15 protein-coding genes are annotated in these 13,615 nt (G+C 60.8%); 6 read left to right on the top strand and 9 right to left on the bottom strand.

All coding sequences use genetic code 11. The annotated features are described in order from the left end of the window. Positions 1–173: 173 nt before the first annotated feature. Together gatA and gatC are read right to left on the bottom strand one after the other, a co-directional pair. Positions 174–1,658, bottom strand: coding sequence for an Asp-tRNA(Asn)/Glu-tRNA(Gln) amidotransferase subunit GatA (gene gatA, locus ACO6TG_RS05875; RefSeq protein WP_422377317.1), 1,485 nt, complete (start codon positions 1,656–1,658; stop codon positions 174–176). A 48-nt stretch (positions 1,659–1,706) separates the two neighbouring features. After that, positions 1,707–1,994, bottom strand: coding sequence for an Asp-tRNA(Asn)/Glu-tRNA(Gln) amidotransferase subunit GatC (gatC, locus tag ACO6TG_RS05870; protein ID WP_094074670.1), 288 nt, complete (start codon positions 1,992–1,994; stop codon positions 1,707–1,709). A gap of 165 nt (positions 1,995–2,159) precedes the next feature. On the opposite strand from gatC, the gene ACO6TG_RS05865 reads away from it, so the two are divergent. From ACO6TG_RS05865 to ACO6TG_RS05850, 4 genes are all read left to right on the top strand, one after another. Continuing rightward, entirely contained in the window at positions 2,160–2,528 is a 369-nt protein-coding gene (locus ACO6TG_RS05865; protein ID WP_422377316.1) for a darcynin family protein, read from the top strand. Then, a complete protein-coding gene (locus ACO6TG_RS05860; protein WP_422377315.1) occupies positions 2,521–3,111 on the top strand; it encodes a TetR-like C-terminal domain-containing protein in 591 nt (196 codons plus the stop codon). Before ACO6TG_RS05865 ends, ACO6TG_RS05860 begins: the two co-directional genes overlap by 8 nt. Positions 3,112–3,263: 152 nt before the next feature. Next, positions 3,264–3,758 carry a YHS domain-containing (seleno)protein gene (locus ACO6TG_RS05855; RefSeq protein ID WP_422377314.1) on the top strand — a complete coding sequence of 165 codons (495 nt, stop codon included), beginning with the start codon at positions 3,264–3,266 and terminating at the stop codon, positions 3,756–3,758. 711 nt (positions 3,759–4,469) lie between these two features. Continuing rightward, a complete protein-coding gene (locus tag ACO6TG_RS05850; RefSeq protein ID WP_422377313.1) occupies positions 4,470–5,267 on the top strand; it encodes a siderophore-interacting protein in 798 nt (265 codons plus the stop codon). 59 nt (positions 5,268–5,326) lie between these two features. On the opposite strand, the gene ACO6TG_RS05845 is transcribed toward ACO6TG_RS05850, so the two are convergent. Continuing rightward, positions 5,327–6,346, bottom strand: coding sequence for a 1-aminocyclopropane-1-carboxylate deaminase (locus tag ACO6TG_RS05845; protein ID WP_422378845.1), 1,020 nt, complete (start codon positions 6,344–6,346; stop codon positions 5,327–5,329). A 153-nt stretch (positions 6,347–6,499) separates the two neighbouring features. Here ACO6TG_RS05845 and ACO6TG_RS05840 point away from each other — a divergent pair, with 153 nt between their 5' ends. Beyond that, positions 6,500–6,964 carry an Lrp/AsnC family transcriptional regulator gene (locus ACO6TG_RS05840; RefSeq protein ID WP_422377312.1) on the top strand — a complete coding sequence of 155 codons (465 nt, stop codon included), beginning with the start codon at positions 6,500–6,502 and terminating at the stop codon, positions 6,962–6,964. A 23-nt stretch (positions 6,965–6,987) separates the two neighbouring features. Here ACO6TG_RS05840 and ACO6TG_RS05835 read toward each other — a convergent pair whose 3' ends face one another. From ACO6TG_RS05835 to ACO6TG_RS05810, 6 genes are all read right to left on the bottom strand, one after another. Further along, a complete protein-coding gene (locus ACO6TG_RS05835) occupies positions 6,988–7,611 on the bottom strand; it encodes a LysE family translocator (protein WP_094071612.1) in 624 nt (207 codons plus the stop codon). A gap of 59 nt (positions 7,612–7,670) precedes the next feature. Beyond that, entirely contained in the window at positions 7,671–8,255 is a 585-nt protein-coding gene (locus ACO6TG_RS05830; protein WP_422377311.1) for an HD domain-containing protein, read from the bottom strand. Continuing rightward, positions 8,256–9,005, bottom strand: coding sequence for a pyridoxine 5'-phosphate synthase (locus ACO6TG_RS05825; protein ID WP_422377310.1), 750 nt, complete (start codon positions 9,003–9,005; stop codon positions 8,256–8,258). 117 nt (positions 9,006–9,122) lie between these two features. After that, complete coding sequence (locus ACO6TG_RS05820; protein ID WP_422377309.1) at positions 9,123–9,596, bottom strand: hypothetical protein; 474 nt, start codon at positions 9,594–9,596, stop codon at positions 9,123–9,125. Further along, positions 9,560–11,266, bottom strand: a complete 1,707-nt coding sequence (locus ACO6TG_RS05815) for a DUF4166 domain-containing protein (protein ID WP_422377308.1) — start codon at positions 11,264–11,266, stop codon at positions 9,560–9,562. Before ACO6TG_RS05815 ends, ACO6TG_RS05820 begins: the two co-directional genes overlap by 37 nt. Beyond that, positions 11,259–11,684 carry a thiol-disulfide oxidoreductase DCC family protein gene (locus ACO6TG_RS05810; protein ID WP_422377307.1) on the bottom strand — a complete coding sequence of 142 codons (426 nt, stop codon included), beginning with the start codon at positions 11,682–11,684 and terminating at the stop codon, positions 11,259–11,261. Before ACO6TG_RS05810 ends, ACO6TG_RS05815 begins: the two co-directional genes overlap by 8 nt. A 353-nt stretch (positions 11,685–12,037) precedes the next feature. Between ACO6TG_RS05810 and ACO6TG_RS05805 the strand changes: the two genes are divergently transcribed. After that, positions 12,038–13,297: a diguanylate cyclase gene (locus ACO6TG_RS05805; protein ID WP_422377306.1), complete on the top strand. Its 1,260-nt coding sequence runs from the start codon at positions 12,038–12,040 to the stop codon at positions 13,295–13,297. Positions 13,298–13,615 lie beyond the last annotated feature (318 nt).

Raw genomic sequence — 13,615 nt, 5'->3', positions numbered from 1 at the left:
GGAGCGCTGCGAAGTCCCGGGACCGAGGAACCCCGGAAGGTTGCAGTTGGTCAAAGGCCCCGGCCATGCGGGGTAATGGGGTCCCGCTTTGGCAGGAATGACGCCAGGAAAGCGCCGATGCGAAAAGCTGGCGAGGGCCTCCCTGCCGGGGTCGGCAGGGAGGCCTCAGTCGGTTAGCCCCACCATTTCTCCGGATCGAAGGAGCCTGCGGCGTCCTCGATGACCTGGCCGACCTGGAAGAGCGTGCTCTCGTCGAACGGCTTGCCGATCAGCTGCAGGCCGAGCGGCAGGCCGGACTTGTCGAGGCCGGCGGGAACGGAGATGCCCGGCAGACCCGCCATGTTCACGGTCACGGTGAAGATGTCATTCAGGTACATTTTCACCGGATCGGAATGAAGGTCCTGATCGGCGACGCCAAAGGCAGCCGACGGTGTTGCCGGGGTCAGGATGGCGTCGACGCCGTTCTGCCAGGCCAGGTCGAAGTCGCGCTTGATCAGGGTGCGGACCTTCTGGGCTTTCAGGTAATAGGCGTCGTAGTAGCCGGCGGACAGAACGTAGGTGCCGATCAGGACACGGCGCTTGACCTCTTCGCCGAAACCTGCGGCGCGGGTGTTTTCGTACATCTCGACAATGTCATTGCCCGGTACCCGCAAGCCGTAGCGAACACCGTCATACCGCGCGAGGTTGGAAGAGGCTTCCGCAGGCGCGACGATGTAATAGGCCGGCAGGGCGTATTTGGTATGCGGCATGGAGATGTCGACGATCTCCGCGCCGGCATCCTTCAGCCATTCAATGCCCTTCTGCCACAATTCGTCGATCTCGCCCGGCATGCCGTCCATGCGGTATTCGGCCGGAATGCCGATCTTGAGGCCTTTCACCGACTTGCCGATGGCAGCTTCATAGTCCGGCACCTCGATGTCGACGGAGGTGGTGTCCTTCGGATCGACGGAGGCCATGGACTTCAGAAGGATGGCGCTGTCGCGGACCGTGTGGGCGATCGGACCGGCCTGGTCGAGCGAGGAGGCAAAGGCAACGACGCCCCAGCGCGAGCAGCGGCCATAGGTCGGCTTGATGCCGACCGTGCCGGTGAAGGCTGCCGGCTGCCGGATCGAGCCGCCGGTGTCGGTGGCGGTGGCGCCCATGCACAGGCGCGCGGCGACGGCGGACGCGGAGCCGCCGGACGAGCCGCCCGGGACCAGGTCCTGGTTGGAGCCGGTCTTGCGCCACGGGTTGATCACGGGGCCGTAATAAGAGGTTTCGTTGGACGAGCCCATGGCGAATTCGTCCATGTTCAGCTTGCCGAGCATGACGGCGCCGTCGGCCCAGAGGTTGGACGTGACGGTGGACTCGTAAGGCGGCTTGAAGCCATCCAGAATATGGCTGCAGGCCTGGGTGTGCACACCCTTGGTGGCAAACAGGTCCTTGATGCCGAGCGGGATGCCTTCCAGAGCACCACCGGTGCCGGCGGCCAGTTTTTCGTCAGACGCCTTGGCCATGTTGCGGGCCTGGTCGGCCGTCACGGTGACATAGGCATTGAGCTGGCTGTTGGCCGCTTCAATATTGGCAATGAAGGCGTCGGTCAGCTCAAGGGACGTGTAGTCCTTGTTTTTCAATCCCTCGCGGGCTTCGGCAATCGTGAGTTTGGTCAGGTCGGTCATGAATTTTTCTCAATCGGGGCCTTTACGGCCAAAAGCGGAGCGGGCGGCTTATTCGACGACTTTCGGCACCATGAAGAAATGATCTTCGGAGGCCGGGGCGTTCTGGGTGATGTCACCGGCCTTGTTGCCGTCCGTGACGCCGTCCACGCGCTTTTTCATGGTCTGCTCGACGACGGAGGTCAGGGGCTCGACGCCGTCGATATTCACTTCGTCGAGCTGCTCGACAAAGCCGAGAATGGCGTTCAGTTCGCCGGTCATGCGGGTTGCGTCTTCGTCGCTCACCTTGATGCGTGCCAGGCGGGCGACGCGTTTCACCGTATCGGTATCAACTGACATTGTGTCCTCGTTGGTCTGGCTGGCGTGGCCAGGATCACTTCCGGCCACGGGCATTGGTCCCGGCCTGTTTGCGGTGACCGCGGCGCAAAATCAAGCGGTCCGTCTTGTCTTCCAGCCGAAATTCTCATAATACGGTACCAATTATAACCGAAATTGAGTTTTGCCGTGACAAAGACCAAGGAACCGATCCGCCCGCTGCCGATGGCTGCTATTGTCTATCTGGCATTCGAGCCTGCCTGGCTGGGGCTCTCGCGCGAAGAACGAGGCGCGCATGCACAAAGAATCGGCGCGATCCTGGCGCGCCACCCGAAGGTCTCCTTCGAATGGTTCGATGCCGACGCGCTGGCAGGCGGTTTTTCCGACTTTGCCATCTGCCGGTTTTCCGACATGCGCGCCTATCACCACCTGTGGGAGGAGCTGCGCGATACCGAGATCTTCGCGCATCCCTTTGCCCGGATCGTCAATGTCACGACTGGCATTGAAAACGGGTTTCAGGATTATGAGGCCGCGTTGGCGGGAGCGGCCGATGGCTGAGGCTGGCCGTCCTCAACAGGCCCGGGTGACGGCAGCCCTGCTGGAGGCGACACTCCTGGAACTTGCTGACAACGGGTTTGAGAAAGCCACCATTGCCGCGATTGCCGCGCGTGCGCGCACCAGCAAACAGGCTGTTTACCGGCGTTTCGACACCAAGGAGGCACTGGTCGCCGCGGCCATTGAAGCGGCGCTCGCGGCGGCCAATCCGGGCCCGCCACAGCGCGGCAGCGTTGCCGAAGACCTGCGGCTTTGTCTCGGCAACACGGCGGCTGCATTGCAGGAAACACCGCTCGGGGCGGCCCTCAGGGCCCTGGTGCCGCATCGCCAAAAACCGGATCTGGCCGACGTTCTGGATGCGGCAGAGGAGGGGCGCCGCCTGATCCTGCGCCAGATCTTCGTGGCAACACCCTTTGAGGCAGACATGGAAACCCGCATCGACCTGCTGCTCGGACTGATCTATTTCCGGCTGCTGATCCGGGGGCTGAAGGTCACCGAAGCGGATATCGAAACGGCGATCTATCTGGTCCTGGGCCTGGTGGCGCCGCGTGATCCGGAAAGGTTTGCAGGTCTCCCCGGAATGTGATCGCGGGGTCGTTCACGATCTCCTCGCCGGCTGCTGTCACTTCTGTGATCAAGGGTGATTGGTCTTCCCGGGCGTCATGGCACATTTTTTAACCAGCGCGGTGCAGGCATGCGCCGGACGCCACGACCCGATCACACCTCTTGGAGACGTTGATGCCGCTCTATACGTCCAAATCCGTTCTTCTGGGGCTCACTGCCCTCTTTTCCGCCGCCGCCTTCACAGCATCGGCTGATGAAATCACCACCTTCACCAAGGATGGGGCTGCCATTGGTGGCACTGATCCGGTTGCCTATTTCACCGAAGGCAAGCCCGTTGCCGGGTCCGACCAGTTCACCTACGATTATGACGAAGTGACCTGGAAATTCTCTTCGGAAGAAAACCGCGACAAGTTCGCAGCCGATCCTGCGAAATATGCCCCGCAATATGGCGGCTTCTGCGCGTTTGGCGCGGCCATGGGCTTCAAGGTTCCGGTCATCCCGGATGCCTGGTCGATCGTCGACGGCAAGCTCTACCTGAACAACTCCCACAAGGTTCAGGAGCGTTTCGAGGAAGACATTCCGGGTTATATCCGAAAGGCGACGCTCAACTGGGACATCATCAAGGAAAAGAACCCGAGCGAGCTGACCGAGCCGATCATCCGGGATTGATGCTCCCTCCCTGTATTCTCCTCTCCTTGAGCCCGCCGCCAGGCGGGCTTTTTTTGTTTGCTACCAGTGAGCGGGAGCGCTGCATCAAGCCTTTCTTTGTCATCAATTCATTGGGATGAGGACACCGACTGAGACGGTGTGGCGAGGCGGGACCGGCAGCTTGGAGACACTGTTTCAGGTCGTCACAAGTGGTGCGCCGTTCTGCCTCAATGTCACCCCGGCCAAGCGCAGCGCAGAGTAGAGCCGGGGCCTACTCGCTGGCCTGCTTGCTGAATCGCAAGATGTCTAAACTTCCGAGAAGGCTCGCTGTGAAGGGATCAAGCTCTCTGGAAACGATTAGGCCCCGGGTCTCGCTTCGCTCGCCCGGGGTGACACCTGGGGAGACCCTCTCGATTTGGGAGGGCGGTGGCGAGCATTCGCAAGGGAGGGCCAACACGGCAACGCCTCTCTGGAAGGCTCAAGCAGGCCCTGGTGTCATCCCGGCTGCAGCGCAGCGGAGAGCCGGGGTCCAACGACCGGATTGGTCCAGTGCAAAACAACTGTTTCTTCGGCTTACTGGATCCCGGTCTTGGCTGCGCCAAACCGGGATGACAACGGAAGGAACGCGGGTAACTTCACCTCTCTTCTCCCTTCGTTCAGCCACCCCCCTTTTATTCCCGCGCCACAAGTGCTAAATCCTGAGAAATTAACTCAGCATTTAAGAGGTGCCCCTTGGCCAGGCTTCCGAAACGCCGTCCCCGGTTTCTGACTGTCAAAACCGCCTATCATCTCAGCCCGAACCTGATCCGGGTGACCTTTGCCGGTCCCGAGCTGGAAGGGTTTCCGAAGGGCCATCACGGCGCCAATTGCAAGCTTGTCCTGCCACGCGACGGTGAAAGCCGGGCTGAATTCGAGGCTTATTTCGCCCCGGACGCACCGAAGGAAAAGATCCACGCCGTGCGCACCTATACGGTTCGTGCCTATCGGGAAGACAGCCAGGAACTCGACATTGATTTTGTCGCGCATGGTGACAATGGTCCGGCCACCCGCTGGGCACAGGCGGCAAAGCCCGGATCTTTCCTTGGCTTCATGGGGCCGAGCCAACCGAAACTGACCGAGTTTTACGCCGACTGGTACCTGCTGGCCGCCGATCTCTCGGCCATGCCGGTGGTTGAAGCCACCCTGGAGGCCCTGCCGTCAGATGCGAAGGGGCTGGCGGTTTTCGAAGTGCCGACCGAAGAGGACATTCGTGACATCGCCGCGCCGGCCGGCATCGAGCTGCGCTGGCTGGTCCAGCCGGAGCAGCACCGTGCGTCGATGGCGCAGGTGGACCTCGTCAAGTCCCTCGACTGGCCGAGCGGGACTGTTCAGACCTGCATTGCAGGCGAAAGCTCGGTGATCCGGGCCTTGCGGGATCACCTGCACAATGAGCGGCAGGTTCCCAAACGTGATACCTATATTTCCGGTTATTGGAAAATTGGTCTGGTGGAGGACGAGCATCAGAAGATGAAGCGGGCCGAGGCGGCCTGAAAGGCCGTGCGAGCATTCAGGAACGTCCTGAATGCTCTTTTGTCCCGGCTTCGCGCTGCCTAGCCGTCCTTGTAATAGGAGCTGTAGCCGTTGAGGGCAGGGGCGCCGCCCAGATGGGCGTAGAGAACCCGTGACCCTGCCGGGATGCTGCCAGTCCGGACCAGGTCGATCATGCCCTGCATCGACTTGCCCTCATAGACCGGGTCCGTGATCATGGCTTCCGTTTTTGCCGCAAGGCGGATGGCGGCATTGGTTTCCTCCGACGGCACGCCATAGGCCGGATAGGCGTAGTCCGGGTTGATGAGGATTTCGTCTTCTCGCACCGACCGGCCGAGCTCCACGAGTTCTGCCGTTGTGTCGACGATCTGACGCACCTGTTGCCGTGTCTTTTCCAGGGTTCCGGAAGCATCAATCCCGATCACCCGGTCCGCACGGTTCTGGGCGGCGAAGCCGACAATCATGCCGGCCTGTGTCGAACCGGTGACGACACAGACGATGATGTAGTCGAAGGAAAAGCCCAGTTCTTCTTCCTGGGTCCTGACTTCTTCGGCAAATCGCACATAGCCCAGGCCACCGAACTTATGCACCGAAGCGCCAGCCGGAATGCCATAGGGGATGCCGCCGCTGTCCCGCACCGACTGCATGGCCTCCTCCCAGCTTTTTCGGATGCCGATGTCGAAACCATCTTCGACGAGGCGTGAATCGGCTCCCATCAGACGCGTCAACAGGATGTTGCCGACACGGTCGTAAACAGCGTCGTGGTGCGGTACCCATTTTTCCTGAACCACCACGCATTTCATGCCGATCTTGGCGGCAGTGGCCGCCACCATGCGGGTGTGATTGGACTGGACGCCGCCGATGGAGACCAGCGTGTCGGCGCCCGAGGCAATGGCATCCGGCACGATATATTCGAGCTTGCGCAGCTTGTTGCCGCCAAAGGCCAGCCCGGAATTGCAGTCTTCCCGTTTGGCGTAGATCTCCACCTTGCCGCCGAGGGCCTCGGAAAGGCGCGGGAGATGTTCGATCGGGGTCGAGCCGAATGTCAGCGGGTAGCGTTTAAACTTTTCAAGATTCATGATTGGCACCTCTGTTCGAAAGAGGTCTGAATCATGGCAGCTTCTTTATGAAAGGTGCTCTCGAAAGCGGGTGTGATTTTGAGTCTTTAGGAAGATGATTTGGCGTTGAAATTGTGTTTAATTTGAAGAATTGATTGCAAATCGGAAGATTTTTTCATGACAGATGCGCTCGACCGGATTGACCGCAAGATTCTGAAACACTTGCAGCAGGATGGCCGCCTCAGCAATGCGGATCTTGCCGGTCTGGTCAATGTGAGCCCGGCCACCTGTCACAGGCGCACCCAGCGTCTTTTCGAAGACGGCTATATCAAGGGCGTGCATGCCCAGATCGATCCCGAGCGGGTCGACCGGTCCGCGCTGGTGATCGTCGGTGTGGTTCTCGACCGGTCTACACCCCAGAGCTTTGCCGAATTTGAAGACGTGATCCGCAAAGCGGACTTCATTCTGGATTGTCACCTGGTCGCCGGCGACTTCGACTATTTCCTGAAGATCCGTGCGCGCGACATGGCCGACTTCAACAAGCTGCACGGCGAGAAGCTGATTGCGTTGCCGGGCGTCCGGCAAACGCGCACATTCTTTGTCATGAAGGAAGTGACGGACAATGCCCCGCTTCCATTCTAAGCGGGGAGGGGCGCTCTTGCGGCCTAGCGGCTGGCGGAGGCCAGCGCTGCGCCGAAGCCGACAAACAGTCCGCCGGTGACACGGCGGACCCAGAGCATGCGCCTTGCGGAGGTCAGGAAACGGCGCATGTGGCCGCCGGCGAAGGCGATGGCGGCATGGTTGGCAAAACAGAGCGCCGCATAGGTAACCGACAGCACGGTGATTTCCAGCAGGTCGATACGGTCGTTCCGCATGAATTGCGGGAAGAGGGCCGTGATCACCAGGATGGCCTTTGGATTGGTGACGGAGACCAGAAAGGCTTCCAGGAACAATTTCCAAGAGCTCTTGCGCGCGGTGAGGACGCCGTCCTGCAGCTGAAAGGTTGTCTTGTCGCGCCAGATCTTGATGCCAAGGAAGATCAGATAGGCGGCACCGATGATTTTCAGGACGGTGAAGGCAAGAGCGGAGGCTGCCATGATTGCGCCAAAGCCGAGCGCCACGGCGAACCCGAGTACGACAAGGCCAAGGGCATTGCCGCTGGCTGAGGCAAGCGTTGCGTTGCGGCCGAACCGCAGCGTGTTGGACAGCGCCAGCATGACGGCCGGGCCGGGGCTGATGGCCGGCAGCAGGGAAACAGCAATAAACAGCAGCCAAAGATCAATCGGCATCGGACAATCCTTAAAGGGGCCTGAAGCGGGGCAGGCCGGATCAAAAAAAAGCGGGCCCGTCAGGGCAGGAGGCGGCCGTCCCGGACGGCCTTTGCCAGGAGATCCTGGGCATAAGACCAAAGCCCCGGGAAGGGCGAGAGGCGGGCTTCCTTCGTCTGCCGCATGGTGTCGGCCGACAAGGGTTCATGGGTGGGCTCCGGCTGGCCGGAGGCAAAGACCAGCACCATGGGATGCAGAGCGTCCATGGCATTGGCAAACCGGGCTTCCGGCGTCTCGCCGGCTTCGAACTCGAGCCAGAGGCCCTTGAATTCCGATGCCTGGTCTTCAGGCAGCAGGCCGAATAGTCTCTCGGCAGCCGCCTGTTCACGCGCCTTGATGTCGGCCCGGTTGGCATCGGTCACCCAATGGTCGCCGGCGTCGATCTCCACAAGGTCGTGAACCGCAAGCAGCTTGATCACGTGATGGATATCGGTCCCTGGCAGCGCGTGGTCTGCAAGGGTCAGCGTCTGCAGGATCACATGCCAGCAATGTTCGGCGGTGGTCTCCCGGCGGTTGCCGCCGGCCAGCTGGTTGAGCCGGACCACTTCCTTCAGCTTGTCGGTCTCCAGGAGAAAACCGATCTGCCGCTCCAGCGAAGCCTCCATTCAGACCTCGCCCATGGCACGGCGGAACCGCTCGACGCTGCCGGCAAAGCCGTGGATCAAGGCATCGGCCGTAAAGCCGTGTCCGATCGACATTTCGCGGATGAAGGGCGCGCGTGCCAGAAGCGCCGGAATGTTGTCGACCGTCAGGTCATGGCCGGCATTGACGCCAAGGCCGTTGGCGCGTGCGGCCTCGGCCGTCGCCACGATCCGGTCGAGTTCCTTGTCGGCTTTCGCCGGATCGTCGAAACAGGCGCCGTAGGGACCGGTATAGATCTCGATCCGTTCCGCGCCGAGCCGCGCAGCGTGTTCCGGTGCCGCCGGGTCCGGATCGCAAAACAGCGATACCGTGACGGCCCATTCCTTGGACGCGGCAATCGCCGTTTCAAGCGCGCCGGTGTCTTTTGAAAAATCCCAGCCATGATCGGAAGTCGTCTGCTCCGGATCGTCGGGCACGAACAGGACCTGCTCCGGGCGGGCGTCTTCGACCAGCTTCAGAAAATCAGGTGAAGGGTAGCCTTCCAGGCAGAGTTCCTTGTTCGGGAACCGGTCCTCGATCAGTTCGGACAGCTCAAACACATCGGTCTTGCGGATGTGACGCTCGTCCGGTCGGGGGTGCACGGTGATGCCTTTAGCCCCGGCTTCCATCGCAAGAGCGGCCAGACCGGTGACGCTCGGCCAGGGCAGGTTGCGGCGATTGCGCAGCATGGCGACGGCATTGACATTGACGGACAGGCGCGAGACGGCGGACATGGCTCGAATTCCGGTTGAAACGGTTGCGATCAAGGTTGAAGGGGTTGGGTCAGGATCGAAAGATTGTTTCAAAAGGTCTTGAAGTCAAACAAGAAATTGTCACTAGAGACAATGTTTTCAAGGTACTTGTCTCTTGGCAGGGGCCGTGATCCGGCGCGGACGGACTTGACGTGCATGCAGCTGAATGAGCACCAGACACACGAGCCAAACGGCGAAGGAAAGCGGAAATGTGTAGGTTCGAAAGCCGATCGCGCCACCGACGACAGTGCCAATCCCAGGAAAGACGAGCGTTCCGATAAGGGCACCAGCCAGGATTGGGCAGAAAAACGCGGTCGCCGTGGCCAGTATCCAGCCGTCTTGACCCGAGCGGCCGAAACCTCCGGAGAGAACAAGGCCAGCGGGAAAGCCTCCCGCGACACCTATCGCCGCGAAAAACGCCAGTTCTGCCCAATCATTGGCTCGAGACGCGAACAACGTCGTTGCAATTGCAAGGGACACCGCAGCGCCGGCGCAGGCACACTCAATCGCAATTACAAAGCGCCAAGCGTTGCGCTTCAACCAGCAGGCCTGACGGTCGTTGTTTTTCGGCATGCAGTCTCCTCCAGCTTTCCCTGGTAGCGCACCAGCAACCCGGCAAGGGGCAGCGATATTCTGACATCAAAGTGGAAGACACCGCCCTTGGCTGTCTCCGTTGCCTCGCTGACCGGTAGCAGCCAGCGCGGCAGTGGCAAGCCCAAAACCCGGCCGCGTGCCACGGGAAAGGCCAGGGTTCCATGTTGGCCGTTCAGATGAATATCGAATGTCATCGGCCCGAACCGCTCTTGCACGATGCCGGTGCCTGGCTTGCCTTTCAGACTGAGTACGGAGGTGAAGACCTTGCCGCCAAAGTCTCGTTCCCAGATCTCGCAGTCACCGCGCCGCTCGATTGTCACCGAGACCGGTGTGCTGTCAGTCTGCGCTGGAAAGCCGACGACCCGGCAGACCAGTCTGCCCAGGAAAGAGCTGCCGCGCGTGACCCTGGCCTCGCCGGACCAGCAGCGCTTGTCGAAGACGGTGTGAAGATCCTTGACCGGCTGGGGCGAGGCCTCGAAGGCCGGGCCGAGTGCCTGCTGAAACAGGCTGGGCTGACGCTGGATCTCGATATGCGTGGTGACACTGAGATGACGCGTTGCTTCCGAGACTTCCTCCAGGGAGATCTCGCCGAGGCAGGCACGGGCTCCGGGGGGAACTGTGCCCTTGACCAGCTTTTGACACAGGATCGCAGCAGCAACGGCCGGAATATGCGGACCATCGCCCGCTTCCGCGATCAGTGTCCACCGCCGGTCAAGCGGCTTGCCTTCCAGATCGAGCCCGGCAAGGCGCACTTCCATGCCGCCGCGGTCGGTGCCAAGCGGTTCCAGCCAGTCGGCGATTGTCTGCAGAGGCCGTGCCAGCGGTTCCAGCGAGCGCATCAGCCGCAGGCGCGCCAAAAAGGAGAGGGCCCAGAGGCCGAGATGCATGACGGGGAGCTCAAGCCCGGCGCGAAACAGAACGGTGCGAGCGCCGTATTTGTCCGGAAAGAGCGCGAGATCCGGTGCGCCGATGAAGCTGGTCCAGCGCAATGGCAGGCCGGTCGCATCTCCAGGGCCGATCCGGCGCCGGGCAAGCCCGGACCAGCCGGAAACGGCAACCTCAGACCCGTCGCGAAAAACGGCAAGGGGCCGCCCGGTCTGGTCCAGAATGGCGCGCATCACGGAGAGACCACGCGGGGCGCGGTTGCCGGGCAGGATCGCACTCTCGATCAGGTCGAGGCGGGAGAAATTCTCGATCAGCGCCTCAACCGCGGCAGAAGAAAGTGCCGGAACGCTGGAGACGCCGGACAGGGCGGTCAAACCGGCCGTAGTTGCCCTCTCCTCCAGGGCACTGATGCGGGCCGTAAAGCTGGCATCGTCGGAGAGGTCCAGATAGTGGCTATTGGCAGCAAGGGCGGCTTCTGCGACCCTGTATGGCGCCTGGTCATAGGCCTGAAACGGGCCGGCGGCATCGATGGTCACGAACGGGGACAGGGCTTTCAGGCCTTGCGCAAAATCCGGGGCTGCCCGGTCCAGCACTGCAGGGCTGCCGCCATGGCTGTTGCAGAAGATGTGTGCCCGTTCGAGGCTGCGCCCCGCGACGACGACCTCAAAGTCTTTGCTTCGCAAGAGGGCCATGGCCAGCTTGCCGCCGAACACACCATAGCCGCCGAGAATAACGATCCGCTTCCTGGAAGGGGCGTCAGTCAAGCAATCGTTCCTTGAGTTCGGCTGACGGCAAAGGGCAGGTGCGCTGGCCGAACCGGTAGCGGTTCCGTGCAATCCGGTCATAGAGCCAGTTGCCGAAACCGGTCGGCAGAAGGTCAAGCACCGTCAGAACCCGCCAGGGCCAGCCCAGGCTGCGCATGGCGGCAGTGAACGAGGCCAGCTTGATAAAAGCCTTCCCATCAAGAAGAACGATGTTGGTTTCCATCAGATCCGGGTCGAGCCCATGGGCCAGGTAAAGGGCACGTCCGGTTTTGGAGTGGGCATCGACAAACCGGAACCCGGCTTTTCTGTCACGCCGGGCCATGAAACGGGCAAAGCCGGAACACAGAATGCAGATCCCGTCGAAAACGATCAGATTGCCCTGTGGCAGATAGGCTTGCGCCTCAAGGGGCGAAGGCACTGAGTGGCCTTGGCTGTTATTCGCCTGTTGCTGCATGCAGGAAACTCACTGCTTGGGCTGCAAGGATCTGGTGTGGGATCTCATACCAGATTGATGCCGTTTGGGAGCCCACTATTTGCCGCAGTCCAGCCTCCGTCACTGCACTGCCTGGAAAACCGGGCTGCCGTGAGCGCTGCGATACCGTATTTCTCCGGAATATGCGTCGTCCCGCTTTTGCAGTATGAGCGCGCGGGGCGCAGAATTCTGCCGATTCGAATGATTTCCAGCGTTTGCATCACCAAAACCGGTTTTGGTTTTCGCGATGAACGGGAATCGATGCATACATTATTCCAGTAACCAGATCCGGGTTGTTCATGGCCACGTCCAACGCACTCCTTCTATTCGCTCAGGCGGCTGTTTATTTCACCGTCATGATGAGCTTGCTCAGGGCGCGCAAGGCGATCGGTATCGGCGTGTTCATGTGCGCGCTGGGCGTCATGCATTTTCTGGAAACCTATCTTGCCAGCGTCTTTTACATTCAGCTTCCCTTCGGCATCGTTTCGCCGGGCTCGACCGTGCTGTTCTCCGGCAAGCTGCTGATGATCCTGCTGCTCTACATCCGTGAGGATGCGCTTGTGGTGCGCCAGCCGATCTACGGCCTTTTGATCGGCAACTTCCTGATCGTCGGGCTGGTGATGATCCTGCGCTACCATGACACGGTCAACGTCACCAACGGCAACAGTCCGGACTTCGCCTTTATCGACGAAATGGGCCTTTTGATGGTCTGGGGCACAGTGCTGCTGTTTCTCGACAGCATCCTGATCATCATTCTCTACGAGCGGCTCGGCGACTGGCTCGGGCGCCATCTGGGGCTGCGATTTCTGATTTGCGGCGCGGTTGTGCTGACCTTCGATCAGGCCGGGTTCTTCCTGGCGCTGCACTATGTCTCCGGCGCGCCCGGCCATGTGTTTTTCGGCGGCTGGGCCGCCAAGATGGTAGCGACCGTTGTCTACACGGTGCTGTTCGTCCTCTATCTGAAATATTTCGACACGGAAAAGGGCTGGTTGACCAACCGCCCGCTGAAGGATGTCTTCCAGGTTCTGACCTACCGTGAACGCTATCAGCAACTGCTGGAAGCCTCCATCCGCGATCATCTGACCGGGGCGCTGGACCGCAGCCAGTATGACCAGAATGCACCGGGCATTCTGGAGCGGAACCTGCTTGCAGAGCGCCCCTTGTCGCTGCTCGTGATCGACATTGATCATTTCAAACAGGTCAATGACCGGCTTGGCCATCAGGCCGGCGACGAGGTGCTGAAAACCGTCTCGCGGCTTCTGACCGACAATCTGCGCTCCGACGATCACCTTTATCGGGTGGGCGGCGAGGAATTCGTACTTATGTGCGAAAAACTTCCTGTCGACGGAGCGCTTTCGCTCGCCGAGCGGCTGCGCAAGACCATCGAACGCTTCACCAAGGTCTATCTGCCGGAGAAGGTGACCGTCAGTGTCGGTGTCGCGTCGGCCCCGATTGACGGTCACACGGTCGAGGACCTGTTCCGGACGGCGGATCAGCGGCTCTACGAGGCCAAGGAAGCCGGCCGCAATCGGGTGATCGGCCCGGGAGCTGCCGCCTGACCCCAGGCGGTCAGGCCACGCTGAGCGCCCATGAACAGGATTTTCTGCTGAAGTCCAAACCTGGGATGGCGCGCCGAATGAACCGCTCGACAGGTTCCTGACTTCCCGTCTTTTGCGTCAAAGCATCCGGACAACCGGCGGTCTCTGCGTTCAGTCGTGAGACCTGTAGGAGACGTGCGCGCCCCGCCACCTCAGGCCGATAAGGGCCTCTCTGGCATGATGCCATTCTGGACGATCACCGAAACCAGCTTGCCAGCGAAACACCTATTGGTGTAGGGAGGTGAAATGTAATAACATAACATCTGATGGAGAGAGATG

Source organism: Roseibium sp., assembly GCF_965233565.1.
Lineage (GTDB): Bacteria > Pseudomonadota > Alphaproteobacteria > Rhizobiales > Stappiaceae > Roseibium.
Note: the sequence above shows the minus strand (reverse complement) of the source record. Positions and strands in the feature narration are given on the sequence as shown.

Bases quoted from the DNA above. Each gene is read 5' to 3' on its own strand.
- gatA (WP_422377317.1), bottom strand. From the start codon at position 1,658: ATGACCGACCTGACCAAACTCACGATTGCCGAAGCCCGCGAGGGATTG.
- gatC (WP_094074670.1), bottom strand. From the start codon at position 1,994: ATGTCAGTTGATACCGATACGGTGAAACGCGTCGCCCGCCTGGCACGC.
- ACO6TG_RS05860 (WP_422377315.1), top strand. From the start codon at position 2,521: ATGGCTGAGGCTGGCCGTCCTCAACAGGCCCGGGTGACGGCAGCCCTG.
- ACO6TG_RS05855 (WP_422377314.1), top strand. From the start codon at position 3,264: ATGCCGCTCTATACGTCCAAATCCGTTCTTCTGGGGCTCACTGCCCTC.
- ACO6TG_RS05840 (WP_422377312.1), top strand. From the start codon at position 6,500: ATGACAGATGCGCTCGACCGGATTGACCGCAAGATTCTGAAACACTTG.
- ACO6TG_RS05835 (WP_094071612.1), bottom strand. From the start codon at position 7,611: ATGCCGATTGATCTTTGGCTGCTGTTTATTGCTGTTTCCCTGCTGCCG.
- ACO6TG_RS05830 (WP_422377311.1), bottom strand. From the start codon at position 8,255: ATGGAGGCTTCGCTGGAGCGGCAGATCGGTTTTCTCCTGGAGACCGAC.
- ACO6TG_RS05825 (WP_422377310.1), bottom strand. From the start codon at position 9,005: ATGTCCGCCGTCTCGCGCCTGTCCGTCAATGTCAATGCCGTCGCCATG.
- ACO6TG_RS05820 (WP_422377309.1), bottom strand. From the start codon at position 9,596: ATGCCGAAAAACAACGACCGTCAGGCCTGCTGGTTGAAGCGCAACGCT.
- ACO6TG_RS05805 (WP_422377306.1), top strand. From the start codon at position 12,038: ATGGCCACGTCCAACGCACTCCTTCTATTCGCTCAGGCGGCTGTTTAT.